At 71.0% G+C, this 12996-nt stretch carries 15 protein-coding genes; 5 read left to right on the top strand and 10 right to left on the bottom strand.

The features are described from left to right. Positions 1–1191 carry an RNA polymerase sigma factor gene (locus OG252_RS47210; RefSeq protein ID WP_329344236.1) on the bottom strand — a complete coding sequence of 397 codons (1191 nt, stop codon included), beginning with the start codon at positions 1189–1191 and terminating at the stop codon, positions 1–3. Then, positions 1188–1541 carry a YciI family protein gene (locus tag OG252_RS47205; protein WP_329344234.1) on the bottom strand — a complete coding sequence of 118 codons (354 nt, stop codon included), beginning with the start codon at positions 1539–1541 and terminating at the stop codon, positions 1188–1190. Before OG252_RS47205 ends, OG252_RS47210 begins: the two co-directional genes overlap by 4 nt. Positions 1542–1648: 107 nt before the next feature. Here OG252_RS47205 and OG252_RS47200 point away from each other — a divergent pair, with 107 nt between their 5' ends. Continuing rightward, entirely contained in the window at positions 1649–2686 is a 1038-nt protein-coding gene (locus OG252_RS47200) for an acyl-CoA dehydrogenase family protein (protein WP_329344232.1), read from the top strand. 100 nt (positions 2687–2786) lie between these two features. Here the strand turns inward: OG252_RS47200 and OG252_RS47195 are convergent, their stop codons facing one another. From OG252_RS47195 to sfnG, 5 genes are read right to left on the bottom strand one after another with little or no spacing between them, the layout of a single operon-like run. Then, on the bottom strand, positions 2787–3935 hold the full coding sequence (locus OG252_RS47195) for an LLM class flavin-dependent oxidoreductase (RefSeq protein WP_329344231.1): 1149 nt from the start codon (positions 3933–3935) through the stop codon (positions 2787–2789). Between the two features lie 26 nt (positions 3936–3961). Next, positions 3962–5146, bottom strand: coding sequence for an SfnB family sulfur acquisition oxidoreductase (locus OG252_RS47190; RefSeq protein WP_329344229.1), 1185 nt, complete (start codon positions 5144–5146; stop codon positions 3962–3964). A 5-nt stretch (positions 5147–5151) separates the two neighbouring features. Then, positions 5152–5706: an NADPH-dependent FMN reductase gene (ssuE, locus tag OG252_RS47185; protein ID WP_266445725.1), complete on the bottom strand. Its 555-nt coding sequence runs from the start codon at positions 5704–5706 to the stop codon at positions 5152–5154. Positions 5707–5759: 53 nt separating this feature from the next. Next, positions 5760–6977, bottom strand: a complete 1218-nt coding sequence (locus OG252_RS47180) for an acyl-CoA dehydrogenase family protein (RefSeq protein WP_329344226.1) — start codon at positions 6975–6977, stop codon at positions 5760–5762. A 48-nt stretch (positions 6978–7025) separates the two neighbouring features. Next, the gene (gene sfnG / locus OG252_RS47175) at positions 7026–8147 is read right to left on the bottom strand and encodes a dimethylsulfone monooxygenase SfnG (protein ID WP_329344224.1); all 1122 of its coding nucleotides are present in this window, start codon (positions 8145–8147) and stop codon (positions 7026–7028) included. A 374-nt stretch (positions 8148–8521) separates the two neighbouring features. Between sfnG and OG252_RS47170 the strand changes: the two genes are divergently transcribed. Then, positions 8522–9487 carry a LysR family transcriptional regulator gene (locus tag OG252_RS47170; RefSeq protein WP_329344222.1) on the top strand — a complete coding sequence of 322 codons (966 nt, stop codon included), beginning with the start codon at positions 8522–8524 and terminating at the stop codon, positions 9485–9487. Here OG252_RS47170 and OG252_RS47165 read toward each other — a convergent pair. Further along, a complete protein-coding gene (locus OG252_RS47165) occupies positions 9438–9626 on the bottom strand; it encodes a hypothetical protein (RefSeq protein WP_266445719.1) in 189 nt (62 codons plus the stop codon). The genes OG252_RS47170 and OG252_RS47165 overlap by 50 nt on opposite strands. Before the next feature lie 236 nt (positions 9627–9862). Between OG252_RS47165 and OG252_RS47160 the strand changes: the two genes are divergently transcribed. Next, positions 9863–10303, top strand: a complete 441-nt coding sequence (locus OG252_RS47160; protein ID WP_266445717.1) for an SPW repeat protein — start codon at positions 9863–9865, stop codon at positions 10301–10303. A 72-nt stretch (positions 10304–10375) separates the two neighbouring features. Here the strand turns inward: OG252_RS47160 and OG252_RS47155 are convergent, their stop codons facing one another. Beyond that, on the bottom strand, positions 10376–11143 hold the full coding sequence (locus tag OG252_RS47155) for an ArsR/SmtB family transcription factor (protein ID WP_266445716.1): 768 nt from the start codon (positions 11141–11143) through the stop codon (positions 10376–10378). 69 nt (positions 11144–11212) lie between these two features. Then, a complete protein-coding gene (locus OG252_RS47150) occupies positions 11213–12052 on the bottom strand; it encodes a phosphotransferase (protein WP_329344219.1) in 840 nt (279 codons plus the stop codon). Here OG252_RS47150 and OG252_RS47145 point away from each other — a divergent pair. Both OG252_RS47145 and OG252_RS47140 read left to right on the top strand, forming a co-directional pair. Continuing rightward, on the top strand, positions 12027–12578 hold the full coding sequence (locus OG252_RS47145) for a hypothetical protein (protein ID WP_329344217.1): 552 nt from the start codon (positions 12027–12029) through the stop codon (positions 12576–12578). The genes OG252_RS47150 and OG252_RS47145 overlap by 26 nt on opposite strands. 97 nt (positions 12579–12675) lie before the next feature. Continuing rightward, the gene (locus OG252_RS47140) at positions 12676–12942 is read left to right on the top strand and encodes a GlsB/YeaQ/YmgE family stress response membrane protein (protein ID WP_266445711.1); all 267 of its coding nucleotides are present in this window, start codon (positions 12676–12678) and stop codon (positions 12940–12942) included. Positions 12943–12996 lie beyond the last annotated feature (54 nt).

Genomic DNA, 12996 nt, shown 5'->3' with positions numbered 1-12996 from the left:
TCAGGCCGGGTCGAGGGTCCGCCGGACGCGTTCGAGGTAGGCGCGTTCGGCCGGGTTCTCGCTCAGTGCGACGGCGGCCGTGTACGCGGCGGCGGCCTCGGCGACCCGGCCGAGGCGCCGCAGCAGGTCGGCCCGTACGGCGTGGAAGACGTGGTAGCGCTCCAGGTCGAGCACGTCCACCAGGTCCAGTGCCGGCCCCGGCCCCGCCACCTCGGCGACCGCGACCGCCCGGTTCAGCGCCACCACGGGACCGGGCGCCACCGCCATGAGCTGGTCGTACAGCTGGAGAATCTGCCCCCAGTCGGTGGCGTCGGCGGTCGGCGCGTCACTGTGGACGGCCTGGATGGCGGCCTGGATCTGGTACGGCCCCGGCCGGTTCCGGCGCAGACAGCGGCGCACGAGCGACTGCCCCTCGGCGATCAGGTCACGGTCCCAGCGCCCACGGTCCTGCTCGGGCAACGGCACGAGCACCCCGTCGCCGTCCTGCCGCGCCGGCCGCCGGGACTCGACGAGGAGCATCAGCGCGAGCAGTCCGATGGCCTCGGGCTCGTCCGGCATGAGGTCACCCAGGAGGCGTCCGAGGCGTACGGCTTCCGCGCACAGCTCGGCCGAGCCGTCGTACCCCTCGTTGAAGATCAGGTAGACGACGGCGAGGACCCCCTGGAGCCGGTCCGGGAGATCCGCGTCCCGGGGCACGCGGTACGGGATCCGCGCGTCGCGGATCTTCGCCTTGGCCCGCACCAGCCGCTGGGCCATCGTCGGCTCGGGCACCAGGAAGGCGCGGGCGATGCGTGCCGTGCTGAGCCCGCCGAGGAGGCGCAGGGTGAGGGCGACCTGTGCCTGCGGTGCGAGGGCGGGGTGGCAGCAGGTGAAGATGAGCCGGAGCCGGTCGTCGCGCACGGGTCCCTCCTCGGGCGGCGCGTCCCAGGTGTGCAGCAGGGCGGCCTCGGCGTGGCGCGCGTCGCGCCCGGCCTCGCGGCGCAGCCGGTCGATCGCGCGGTTGCGTGCGGTGGTGATGATCCATCCGGCCGGGCTCGGCGGCACGCCCGTCTCCGGCCAGCGCTGCACGGCGGTGGTGAAGGCGTCCTGCACCGCTTCCTCGGCGAGGTCGATGTCGCCGAGGAAGCGGACGAGGACGGAGACCGCGCGCCCGTATTCGGCGCGGAAGACGGCCTCGATGTCGACTGTCACTGATCCGCTTCCCCCATGAAGGGGCGCACCTCGATCGTCAGCGTCGTCGCCAGCGCCAGCCTGCGGCCCCATGCGAGGGCCGCGTCCAGGTCCGGCGCCTTGATCAGGGAGATCCCGCCGAGCATCTCCTTGCCTTCGGCGTACGGCCCGTCGGTGACCAGGACGTCGCCCTCGCGCGGCCGCAGCACGGTGGCGGACTCGGGGCCGTGCAGTCCCCCGGCGAACACCCAGGCGCCCGCCTCCCGCAGCTCCCGGTTGAGGGCGTCGAGGTTCTTCTCGATGCCGGCCAGGACCTCCGGGCCGGGCGGCTCCCCCACCGGCTGCATCACGCTGAGCAGGTAGTACTTCATGACGGCCTCCTTGACGCTGCGCTGCGTGCCTTGCCTTCTCACCTCCTACACGAACGGCAGACCCCCGGATCGACACCGCGCACGACCACACCGGGAGAATTTCCTCCATGACCATCGCCCCGCACCCGCACCCTCTCGTCGTCAGCGCCCGCCGGCTCGCCGACGACCTGCTCGCACCGCACGCCGAACGGGTCGACCAGGAGGGCGTGCCCGCCACCCACCTCGAGGCGATCCGGCGATCGGGCCTGCTGGGGCTGAACGCGCCCGAGGAGCACGGCGGTGCGGCGGCGTCCGTTCCGGTGGCCAGGGAGGTCGCGGAGATCCTGGCCGGGGCGTGCTGCTCGACCTGGTTCGTGCAGACCCAGCACCACACGCCCGTGATCACCCTGTCCAAGAGCGAAGGCCCGGTGCGGGACCGTCTGCTGGGCCCGCTGGCCCGCGGCGAACTGCTGTCCGGCGTGGCCTACGCCCATCTACGGGCGTACCCCCGGACCCCGGTACGGGTCACCCGGGAGCGGGGCGGCCTGCGCTTCGACGGCACCGTGCCCTGGTATACCGGCTGGGGCCTCAACGACGTCATGCTCCTGGCCGGGGTGACGGACACCGACGAGGCCCTCTTCGCCTTCACCGAGGCACGCGAGCAGCCGGGCCTGCGCGCATCCCCACCCATGCGCCTCGCCGCGCTCACCGCCGCACGCACGGTGTCGCTGGAACTGGACGGCCTGTGGCTGCCCGAGGAGGCCGTGGTCGTCCGGCAACCGTACGAGCGGTGGGCCGCGGCGGACCGTACGAAAACGGCGAACACGCCCCCGGCGGTCTTCGGAGTCACGGAGACGGCACTCGCCCTGCTGGACGACACCACGGCCGAACCCCTGCGCGCCCGCCTCACCGACCTCCGCGCTCGCGCCTACGCCCTGGCCGACCATCCGGCACCGGAGGAGCACAGGGAGGAACGCCTGACCCTGCGCACGCAGGCGTACGAGCTGATGCGCGCGGCCACCACGGCGGCGGTGGTGGCCGGCGGCGGCAGGTCCCTGGTCCTCACCAGCAAGGCCCAACGCCTGGCCCGAGAGGCCCTGTTCCTCTTGGTTCAGGGCCAAACGACAGAATCACGCACGGCACACCTGAAAGCGCTGGCTGGCTAGACCGACCAGGGGCGCGGGGCTGTGACATATGCGGCTCCGCCGCGTGGGCGCGAGCAACCCCCACCGACCCGCAGCCGCCACACGACCGAACGCACCCCCCTCAACTCGCGAACGGCACCTGTGCCGACGGCACGCTCCGATCACCGTACGGATGCCGCCACACCCCCTCCGCGGCAAGCCTCGGCAGCACCCCCTCCCCGAACCAGTACGCCTCCTCCAGATGCGGATACCCGGAGAAGATGAACTCCTCGATCCCCAGCGCGTGATACTCCTTGATCCGCTCGGCGACCTCCTCATGGCTACCGACCAGCGCCGTCCCCGCACCCCCGCGCACCAGCCCGATGCCGGCCCAGAGGTTGGGGTGGATCTCCAGCCCGTCCCGGCGGCCCCCGCCGCCGTGCAGCGCCAGCATCCGCTGCTGCCCCTCGGACTCGCTGCGGGCCAGCCCCGCCTGTACGGACTGCACGGTCTGCGCGTCGAATCCCGCCAGCAGCCGGTTCGCCTCCGCCCAGGCCTGCTCGGAGGTGTCGCGGGTGATCACGTGCAGCCGGATGCCGAAGCGCACCGTACGCCCCTGCTCCGCCGCCAGGCCTCGAACCCAGGCGATCTTCTCGGCGACCTGCGCGGGCGGCTCCCCCCACGTGAGGTACACGTCGGCATGCCGGGCGGCGACCTCACCGGCGACCGGCGAGGATCCGCCGAAGTACACCTCGGGCACCGGATCCGGCAGGCGTGCCAGCTTCGCGTCCTCGACCTGGAGGTGCTCGCCGTGCAGATCGACGGTCTTGCCCTCCCACAACCCCCGTACGATTTCGAGGAATTCAGCGGTACGGCGATACCGCGCGTCCTTGTCGAGGAAGTCGCCGTAGGCCCGCTGCTCGTGGCTCTCGCCGCCGGTGACGACGTTGAGCAGGAGCCGTCCGCCGGTCTGCCGCTGGAAGGTGGAGGCCATTTGCGCGGCGAGCGTCGGCGAGACGAAGCCGGGCCGGAAGGCGACCAGGAATTTCAGGCGTTCGCTCTGCTGGGCGACCATCGCGGTGGTCAGCCACGCGTCCTCGCACCAGGCGCCGGTCGGGGTGAGCGCACCCGCGAAGCCCAGGTTCTCGGCGGCGCGGGCGATCTGGCTCAGGTAGGCGACCGTCGGGGGCCGGTCCCGCCCGGAGGCGGTGGCCGGGGTGCCGTGGCCGCCGCCGACGACATGGCGGCTGTCGCCGTTGGTGGGGAGGAACCAGTGGAAGGTGAGGGACACGTGGGGTCTCCGTTCCGGAAGATGTTCTAAAGGAGGCCGTGGCGCGGCGGCCGCGTGCCGTTCAGCACGTACCGGCCGATGTGCTGGACCTTCCAGCGGGCGGGGTCGTGCAGGGTGTGGGTGCGGGCGTCGCGCCAATGCCGGTGCAGGTTGAGGGAGTCGAGGGCGGCACGGGTGCCGGACACCTCGAACACGGCGCTCCCGGCCTCCACGGCGGTCTGCGCGGCGTGCACCTTGGCCGCGGCGACCGCGATGGACGCCTCGGCCGCCGTGTCGTCGGTGAGGTCCGCGCGGGCCGCGTCGACGGCGCGGGCGGCCTCCCGGAGGAGCGCCTCCGACGCCCGTACCTGGATGGCGAGTTCACCGAACCGCTGGATCAGCAGCGGGTCCTCGGCGGCCGTCTCGACTCCGCTCTCGAACCAGGGGCGACTCTTGGTGCGGACGAACTCGGCGGCCTCGGCCAGCGCTCCCCCCGCGATGCCCGCGTCGACGGCCGCGTGCAGCAACTGGGCGACCGCTCCGTGGAGTTGGGGTCCCTGAAAGGTGAGGTGGTGCGGGAGGACCCGGTCGGCCGCTACCGGCACCGCCTCCAGGCGTACGGTGCCGCTGGCGGTCGTACGCTGACCCATGCCGTCCCAGTCGTCGATCACCGTGAGTCCCGGTGCGCCTCTGGGCACGTACGCCACGTGCAGGTTGTCGTCCTCGGCGCGGGCGAGCACCGGGATCCAGTCGGCGAAGAGGGCGCCGGTGGAGTAGTGCTTGACTCCGGTCAGCGTGAAGGAGCCGTCGGGGCGGGACTCCAGGCGGGTGCGGATGTCCTGGACGTGTCTCGTGCCCGCCTCCGACTGGGCGTTGCCGAACCGGCGCCCGGAGAGGACCTCGCCGAAGAAGAACTCCCGCTGCTCCGGTGTTCCCTGACGGCGGATCACATTGACGTACACGAAGTGGCTCTGCGGGATCTGGGCGAGGCTCGCGTCGGCCGATGCGAGCAGCCGGAAGATCTCCGCGAGGGTCTCCAGGCGTACGTCCGCTCCCCCGTGCCCGGCGGGCACGGTGACCGCGAGCAGCCCGGAGGCAGCGAGCCGGTCCAGCTCCGCGCGCGGCAGACGGCGTTCGGCGTCCCGATCCGAGGCGCCGGCGCGGAACTCGTCGGCAAGCGAGCGGGCCACGGTCAGGGCCTCGACGTCGTCGACGATGACTTTCGCGGTCATGTCCGTCAGCCCGCCGCGGCCAGCAGGGGCGTACGGCCGAGAGCCGTCGAGAACTGGTCGAGCACCTGGGTGAGGGCCTCGCTCGCGGTGGGGGCGACGGTGAGCGAGCCGTCGTCGTGGGCGGTGATGTCCTTGTCGAGGGTGAACCAGCCCTGCACGATGTGTCCCGCGCCCATGGAACTCAGCACCGGTCGCAGGGCGTAGTCGATGGCCAGCACATGGGCGGTCGAACCGCCCGTGGCCAGCGGGAGGACGGTCTTGCCTGCCAGGGCGTACTGCGGGAGCAGGTCGAGGAGCGCCTTGAGGACGCCGGAGTAGGCCGCCTTGTAGACGGGGGTGCCGATGACGAGGCCGTCGGCGCGCGCGAAGAGCTCGGTCGCCTCGACGATCGCGGGATGCCGGAAGTCGGCGCCGAGCAGGGCCTCGGCCGGGATGGTGCGCACGTCGAGCGGGATCACCTCGTGGCCCTGGGCCGCGAGGCGGCCGTCGAGGTGGCGCAGGAGCTTTGCCGTGCGGGAGGAGGCGGAGGGGCTGCCGGAGACGGACAGGACGGTGGCCATGGGCCCTCTTTCGGAGAGGAGGGGCGCCTCCGCTCGGGAGGCGCCCCCGGTGGTCAGGAGTACCAGGTGGGTTCGGGCAGTTCGCCTTCGAGGACCCAGCGGCCCACCTCGCGCCGCTTGTAGGCGACGGGGTCGTGGAGCGTGTGGGTGCGGACGTTGCGCCAGAAGCGGTCGAGGCCTTCCGCGGTGGCCGTGGAGCGGGCGCCGGTCACCTCGAAGACGCGGTTCGCGATCTCCAGGGAGACGTCGGTGGCGCGGGCCTTCACCGCGGCCACCCGCACTTCGAAGTCGCCGCGGGTCTGCTCGGTGACCGCGTCGGGGTCGTCGTGCAGCTTCTGGCCCTCGGCGGCCACGGCGTCGGCGAGCGCCTCGGCCGCCCAGAGCTTCGCGGTGAGGTCGCCGTAGGTGTCGATGACGTACGGCTCGTCGACCGCGCGCTCGTGCCCGCCGTGCAGCCAGGGCCGGGCCTTTTCGCGGGTGTAGATGGCGGCCGTCTCCAGCGCGCCGCCCGCGATGCCGAGGTAGAAGTTGACGAAGACCAGTTGGATGGTGGGGACGTTGAGGGTGTTGTAGGTGCGCGGCTGGAAGACCTTGTCGACGTATCCGGCGGCCGACGCCCACGGTGTGCGGACCCCGTCGATCGTGACGCTGCCGCTCTCGGTGAGGCGCTGGCCGATGTTGTCCCAGTCGTCGTGGAAGGTCAGGCCCTCGGAGTCGGACGGCACGATCGCGAAGACATGGCTGTCGGTGCCCTCCAGGATTCCTTCCAGGACGGTGACGTCGGAGACCTTGCTGCCGGTGGAGAAGGACTTGCGGCCGGTGAAGACCAGGTCGTCGCCGTCCTCGGTGACGATCACGTCCTTGTCGCGAGGGTTGACGGCCCCGCCGAAGAACCAGCGGTTCCGCGCGGCCTCCGCCTCGACGTGCTCCCACTGTTCGCGGGTGCCGACCAGGCGGGCCGCCCAGTTCCACAAATAGTGGTAGCCGAGGAGCTGGCCGATCGAGCCGTCGGCCTTGGCGACCTCGCGGACCACCCGGTAGGCGGTCGGCCAGTCCTGGCCCGCGCCGCCGTGCTCCGTGGGGCCGAGCAGGGTGACCAGGCCGGAGTCCTTGAGGAGCTGGACCTCGGCGTACGGGGTGGCGCCGGCGCGGTCGCGGGCGGCGGCGTCGGTGGCGAGGACGGCGGCGACCTCGGCGGCGCGGGCGATCCAGTCCTCGGCGGTCTGCGGGGCGGGGCTCTTGTGCCAGTCCGTGGGCGTGACGGTGCTCATGCTGGGGTGACCTCTTTCGCCGTGCGGTGCGGAAGGCTGTGGGGGTGGTCAGGCGTGGGCGTGGACGGACTCGGGCTCGCTGTCCGGGAGTTGGGCCTCCAGCTCGCGGACGAGGGGCAGTACGCGGCGGCCGAAGTACTCGACCTCCTCGTGGTAGTGCAGGAAGCCCAGGAGCAAGAGGTCGACGCCGAGCTTCTTGTAGGCGACGATGCGCTCGGCGATCTGCTCCGGAGTGCCGATGAGGCCCGTACGGAAACCGTCGTTGTACTGGACCAGGTCCTCGAAGGCGGAGTCCTGCCACATGCCCTTGCCGTCGGCGGCGGACTGCCCCGCCTGCTTCACGGCGGCACCGAAGCCCTCGACCGCCTCGGTGTCGGCCTGCGCGACGATCTCCCGCAGGGTCTCGCGGGCCTCGGCCTCGGTGTCGCGGGCGATGAGGAAGCCGTTGAGCCCGAACTTGGGTGCGCTGCGGCCGACTTCGGCGGCGGACTTGCGGACGTCCTCGATCTGTTCGACGACTCCGTCGAAGTCCTTGCCGTTGGAGAAGTACCAGTCGGAGACGCGGCCGGCCATGGCGCGGGCGGCGGTGGAGTTGCCGCCCTGGAAGATCTCCGGGTGCGGGCGCTCGGCGGTGTTGAGCGGTTTGGGCTTGAGGGAGAAGTCCCGCAACCGGTAGAAGTCACCGGCTAGTTCGGTGTGGTCCTCGGTCCAGATCTGGCGCAGGGCCTGGATGAACTCCTCGGAGCGGCGGTAGCGCTCGTCGTGCTCCAGCCAGGGCTCGCCGAGGGCGGTGAACTCGCCCTTGAACCAGCCGGAGACGACGTTGACGGCGAAGCGGCCCTTCGACAGGTGGTCGGCGGTGGCGCCGAGCTTGGCCAGGACGCCGGGATGCCACAGGCCGGGGTGGACGGCGGCGATGACCTTCAGGCGCTCGGTGGCGAGCAGCAGGGCGAGGCTGAAGCTGGTCGACTCGTGCTGGTACTCGGCGCCGTAGCTGGCCATGTAGCGGACCTGGCTGAGGGCGTAGTCGAAGCCGTTGTTCTCGGCGAGGACGGCGAGTTCGCGGTTGTAGTCGTATCCCCAGTCGGTGCGCTGCTCGATCTTGCTGGTGACGAGGCCGCCGCTGACATTGGGGACCCAGTAGGCGAATTGGAGGGGTGCTGCGGGCATGCGGAACTCCTGTTGCGGAATGCGGGTCCCGCCGAATTCCAAAGGGCATGCGTGCATGCTGAATTCAGGCGGTGAGGTGAAAACGCGGCACACGGCTGTCCGGCGACAGGTGCCGGTGCGGCGTGGGAAGGGGACGGCGGCGGATCGGAGGGATCAGGCCGCGCAGCAACAGGAGGCGCTGGAGACGCGCGCGAGGTCGACGTGGCGTCGCCGCGTGAGGTCCAGTCGCATCTTCATGCCATCGATGGTTGCAGTCGGCCGCGACGGCCGTCAAGGAAAACCCGACCGGTCTCGTATCGCGGACCATTGAATTTCACGAACGTGTGACAGGGAAACCCTTGAACGTCCCGTGAAATCAACCGCATTCTGCTGGGGTGCGGACCGAACAGCTGGAATACATAGCGGCGGTGACACGGCTCGGTTCCCTGCGCCGCGCGGCGGACGAACTGCGCCTGTCACAGCCCGCGTTGAGCGAGACCGTCAGAAACCTGGAGCGGGAGCTGGGAGTCGACCTCCTGGAGCGCAAGCGGTCCGGGGCGACGATGAGCACGGAAGGCCGGGAGCTGTTGCCGTACATCGTCCACGTGCTGGAGGCGGTGGACCGGCTGCGGGTGGCGGCCGGCGAGCAGCACCGCATCAGCCGTATGGTGCGCGTCGGCACGGTGAACGCGGCGACCGTGCCGTTGCTCGTCCCGGTGGTACGGGACTTTCGCGCGGCGCATCCGGTCACCCAGGTCGAGGTGGTCGGCGCGCAGCAGACGGAGATCCAACGGGCGCTGTCCGAAGGCGGCTTCGACCTCGGGCTGGTCAACCACCTGGACGGCGACGACGTGCCCGCCGGCATCGAATCCACCCAGTTGCTGTGCGGGCGGCCGGTGGTGTGCGTACGCCCCGACAGCCCGCTCGCGTCCCGGCCCTCGGTGACGGTGGACGAGCTGCTCGCCGAACCCCTGATCGCGATGCGCTCCGGATACGTCATGCACCGCTTTGTCCACCGGCTCCTGGGCGGCCGCGCCCCTTCCTTCTCGTACTCCACCGACGGCGCCGAGATGGGCAAGCTGATGGTCGCCGAGGGGCTCGGCGCGACGGTGCTGCCGGACTTCAGCGTGGTCGGGGACCAGCTGGAGCGGCTCGGCACGATCACCTACCGGCCGATCGAGGGCGACGCCACCCGGGTCCTGCTGATGCTCCAGCGCCGCAAGGCCGAGTCGGTGCCCCGGGCGGCGCAGGACCTGTACGAGGTGTTCCTGCGGAGGGCGCGGGAGCTGGGCGGCACGCTGCCCGAGGGTCTCAGTCCTCGTCCCGCCCCGGGACGATCACCAGGAACGCGTCCGACTTGAGGTCCATGACGACCGTCGCGGGTTCACCCGCGGCACGCCGCGCTGCCGCGTACTCCTCCGCAGGCCATGATCCGCGTGGAGATCCCGCGGGAAACCGCTCCAACACCTTCGCGCCCATAAAGGCATCCACCTCCAGCATCGACCGTCGGCACCGAACGCCGACGTCCGTCACCATGCGTCTGCCCCCGATCGAGCCGGGCATGTACCTTTCAGGGCTGGTCAGGCGCGAGAGGCCCACCGGACCGCCCCAGCCGTCCCGCCGGGCCCCCTGACCACTACACATAAGGACGAAATAAGCGCAGAATGAACCTACGCGGCGCTCTACCGCATACCGCACCACACGCGGTCAGGCCTGCAAGTCAAAGGAGACGAGTCATGGCCAACGTCTCGCACACCAGAGGGGACATCACCACCCACCCTGATGCTCCGGAAATGCGGGATCGCTACGCCCGCATGCTCGGCGGTCGCGACGTGGCACTCGTGGACGGACCGGTGTTCCTGCTCGGTCTGTACTGTGCCGTGTCCCCGTGGATACTCCACTACACGACGAGCCAGCCCGACCTCGTGACCCACAACCTGGTCGTGGGGATAGCGATCGGCCTGCTGGCCCTCGGATTCACCAGGGCTCCGGAGCGCATGTACGGCCTGAGCTGGGCCATGTGCGCCATGGGCGTGTGGATGATCGTCTCGCCGTGGATCGTCGGCGAGAGCCCGGACGCCGGGGTCATCTGGAACAACATCATCATCGGTGCCCTCGCTCTGGTCCTGGGGCTGATGTGCATCGGTACGGCGGCGAGGAGCGCTCCGAAGGCGTAGGAGGCCGCAAGGAGGGACAGGCAGACACACCGGCCGGTCCGCACCCGCGCGGACCGGCCCTCTCGCACCCGGTCAGGAGGCGGGGACCTGCCACGGCTCCTGCGGCAGCGGACTGCCGGTCTCCAGCAGGGACTTGAGGTTGGACAGCACCGCCGGCCAGCCGGTGGCGACGTCGGCGCGCTCGCCCTCGTCGTTGAGGTCCTCGTGGGTCACGGTGAGGCGCACGATGTCGGCGTGCGGCCGGATGTCGAAGGTGACCCGGGAATGCCGCTCCGGCTGGTCCTCCTCGTCGGGCGACGCCCAGGTGGTGACGAGGCGCGTCGGGCGCTCGCTCTCCACGACGGTGCCGACGACGTCGGCGATGCCGGAGTCGTCCGTCCGCACGTGCTGCCAGCGCGAGCCGGTCCGCCAGTCCGAGACGTTGCTGTGCCCCCAGTAGGCGGCGGTCAGGTCGGCGTCGGTGAGGGCATCCCAGACCTTCTCGGGTGTGCTCTCGATGTACGTGACGTACACGTAGGTGGGCTTGTCGGTCATGGCTTCCTCGGCTCGTCGCTTCACGGCGCCGAGCGCGCTGAGGCGCGGGCGCTCGAACTTGTCGATCCACCGCTCCTGCATCTCATGGAGCGGGACGGGGTTGAGGTAGTGCAGCTTTTCCCGCCCCCGCCGCACGGTGCTGACCAGGTTGGCGGCCTCCAGGACGGCGAGGTGCTGGGTCACCGACTGACGCGCCATCTCGATGCGTTCGCACAGCTCTCCCAGCGTCTGACCATTGTTCTCGTGCAGCCGGTCCAGCAGGCGCCTGCGGGTCTCGTCGGCCAGCGCCTTGAAGACCTTGTCCATTCCCGAGTCGCTTCCTGATCGCACACCTGTAGTTATGCAGGTAATTACCTGCATGTCAATGCCTGGCCCTCAGCGCAGCAAGGCCCCCAGCTCACGACGATGCCCGGCGACCCACTCCCACGCACCCCGCACCTCCTCGACGGCTCCGGCCTCGCGCAGCGCGACCATGGCCGGTTCGCCGCGGTCCGCGGCGGCGTCGATGCCCCGCCAACAGCGGTCCTGCCACCACAGGACGGTGTCGACGAGAACACCGCGCTCGTCGAGGCCATAGGCATCGCACACCAGACGGATCCGGCGTGCCGCCTCCGGCACGTCGGTCAGCCCGGGGCCCAGGTCCAGGTACTGCCAGCAGAGGTGGGCGACGTCGTGGACGCGCTCCCCGGGGGCGGCGAGGTCCCAGTCGACGAAGGCCAGGGGCCGCCAGTCGTCGCCGCGCACGTCGTACACGGTGTTCTTCGGGGCGAGGTCGTTGTGACAGACGACGTCCCGGTCACCGGCCGACGGCGTGCCGTGGGTGAGGTCGTGGAAGGCGCGCACGAGTCGGGCGACGCTGATCAGGTTCGCGTCGGTGCGGGCGGCGGCCCGTTCCTCGGCGGTCACGGCCGCCCGCCCCTCGATGTAGCCGAACATGTCGCGGCCCCGCTCGTCCGTCCCGAGGTGGCGCGGGGCTCCCGGCCACCCTCGCCGCTCGAACAGCGCGAGCAGGTCCCGCACGTAGTCCGACCGTTCCGTGGGCCCGCGCCGCACGGTCGCGCCGATCCGCACGACCTCGTTGACGGCCCCGCCTTCGAGGGACGTCTCCTCCACCCCGACCGCCTCCACCTCACCGCTCGACTCCCAAAAGGAGTATCCGGGCACCGGTGCCGACTGGCACGCTGCCCGCATGGACCAGGCGGAGGTACTGCTCATCGGCGGACGCGCCGGGGTCGGAAAGACGACGGTGGGCTGGGAGGTCTCGGCGCGGCTGCGGGCGGCCGAGGTCGGGCACGCCGTGATCGACGGCGACTTCATGGGACAGGTGCATCCGGCGCCGCAGGGCGATCCGCACCGGGCCGCCATCGGCGAGCGGAACCTCACCGCGGTCTGGGGCAACTACGCCGAGCTGGGCTGCCGACGCCTCCTCTACACGAACACCCTGAGTGTGCTCGAGGAGACGGCGGGCATGTTCCGGCGGGCGATGGGGGACGACGTACGGATCGTACGAGTGCTGCTCACCGCCACCGACGGGACCGCCCAGCAGCGGCTGACCGGGCGGGAGTTGGGCTCCGAGCTGGAGAACGAGCTCAGGAACAGCGCCCGCAGGGCGCGACTGCTGGACGCCCGTGCGCCCGCCGGCACCCTCCGCGTGGTGACCGACGGGCGCACGGTGCCCGACATCGCGGCCGAGGTACTGGCCGCGACCGGCTGGACGGCGCCGCCCATCCTTGGCCATTGATTGAAGCGTCAGCAGACTGTCCGCGGTTTCAGGGGGCACACGCACTGTTACGGGGGTCTTGACAAAAATGCGTGGGTTCTGACGAAAAGGGGCGGAGATGGAGATCGACGGCATCATCAGTGCCATCGTGATCGGCATCGTCATCGGTGTCCTGGGCCGGCTCGTGGTCCCCGGGCGCCAGCGCATCGGGATCCTGTGGACGATCCTCGTCGGCATCGTCGCCGCGTTGATCGGTTCCGCGATCGCCGGCGCCTTCGGCGTGGCCGACACCAAGGGCGTGGACTGGGTCGAGTGGCTCATCCAGATCGGCCTCGCCGCACTCGGCGTGACCGCGCTGGACCGGTCGAAGACCCGGCGCCGCTGAGACGAGGGCGGCGCGCGCGAGGCCGGGCGCCGCCCTCGAATTGCGTTGCGCACG

Origin of the sequence: Streptomyces sp. NBC_01352, from assembly GCF_036237295.1 — a bacterium.
GTDB classification, from domain to species: domain Bacteria; phylum Actinomycetota; class Actinomycetes; order Streptomycetales; family Streptomycetaceae; genus Streptomyces; species Streptomyces plumbiresistens.
The sequence above is the reverse complement of the archived record's forward strand: the minus strand, read 5'-3'. Positions and strand labels throughout refer to the sequence as shown.

What these genes read in the sequence shown, in the direction of transcription:
- OG252_RS47160 (WP_266445717.1), top strand. Translation starts at nt 9,863, where the DNA reads ATGGCCAACGTCTCGCACACCAGAGGGGACATCACCACCCACCCTGAT.
- OG252_RS47145 (WP_329344217.1), top strand. Translation starts at nt 12,027, where the DNA reads ATGGACCAGGCGGAGGTACTGCTCATCGGCGGACGCGCCGGGGTCGGA.
- OG252_RS47150 (WP_329344219.1), bottom strand. Translation starts at nt 12,052, where the DNA reads ATGAGCAGTACCTCCGCCTGGTCCATGCGGGCAGCGTGCCAGTCGGCA.
- OG252_RS47190 (WP_329344229.1), bottom strand. Translation starts at nt 5,146, where the DNA reads ATGACCGCGAAAGTCATCGTCGACGACGTCGAGGCCCTGACCGTGGCC.
- OG252_RS47205 (WP_329344234.1), bottom strand. Translation starts at nt 1,541, where the DNA reads ATGAAGTACTACCTGCTCAGCGTGATGCAGCCGGTGGGGGAGCCGCCC.
- OG252_RS47165 (WP_266445719.1), bottom strand. Translation starts at nt 9,626, where the DNA reads ATGCTGGAGGTGGATGCCTTTATGGGCGCGAAGGTGTTGGAGCGGTTT.
- sfnG (WP_329344224.1), bottom strand. Translation starts at nt 8,147, where the DNA reads ATGCCCGCAGCACCCCTCCAATTCGCCTACTGGGTCCCCAATGTCAGC.
- OG252_RS47155 (WP_266445716.1), bottom strand. Translation starts at nt 11,143, where the DNA reads ATGGACAAGGTCTTCAAGGCGCTGGCCGACGAGACCCGCAGGCGCCTG.
- OG252_RS47140 (WP_266445711.1), top strand. Translation starts at nt 12,676, where the DNA reads ATGGAGATCGACGGCATCATCAGTGCCATCGTGATCGGCATCGTCATC.
- OG252_RS47200 (WP_329344232.1), top strand. Translation starts at nt 1,649, where the DNA reads ATGACCATCGCCCCGCACCCGCACCCTCTCGTCGTCAGCGCCCGCCGG.
- ssuE (WP_266445725.1), bottom strand. Translation starts at nt 5,706, where the DNA reads ATGGCCACCGTCCTGTCCGTCTCCGGCAGCCCCTCCGCCTCCTCCCGC.
- OG252_RS47180 (WP_329344226.1), bottom strand. Translation starts at nt 6,977, where the DNA reads ATGAGCACCGTCACGCCCACGGACTGGCACAAGAGCCCCGCCCCGCAG.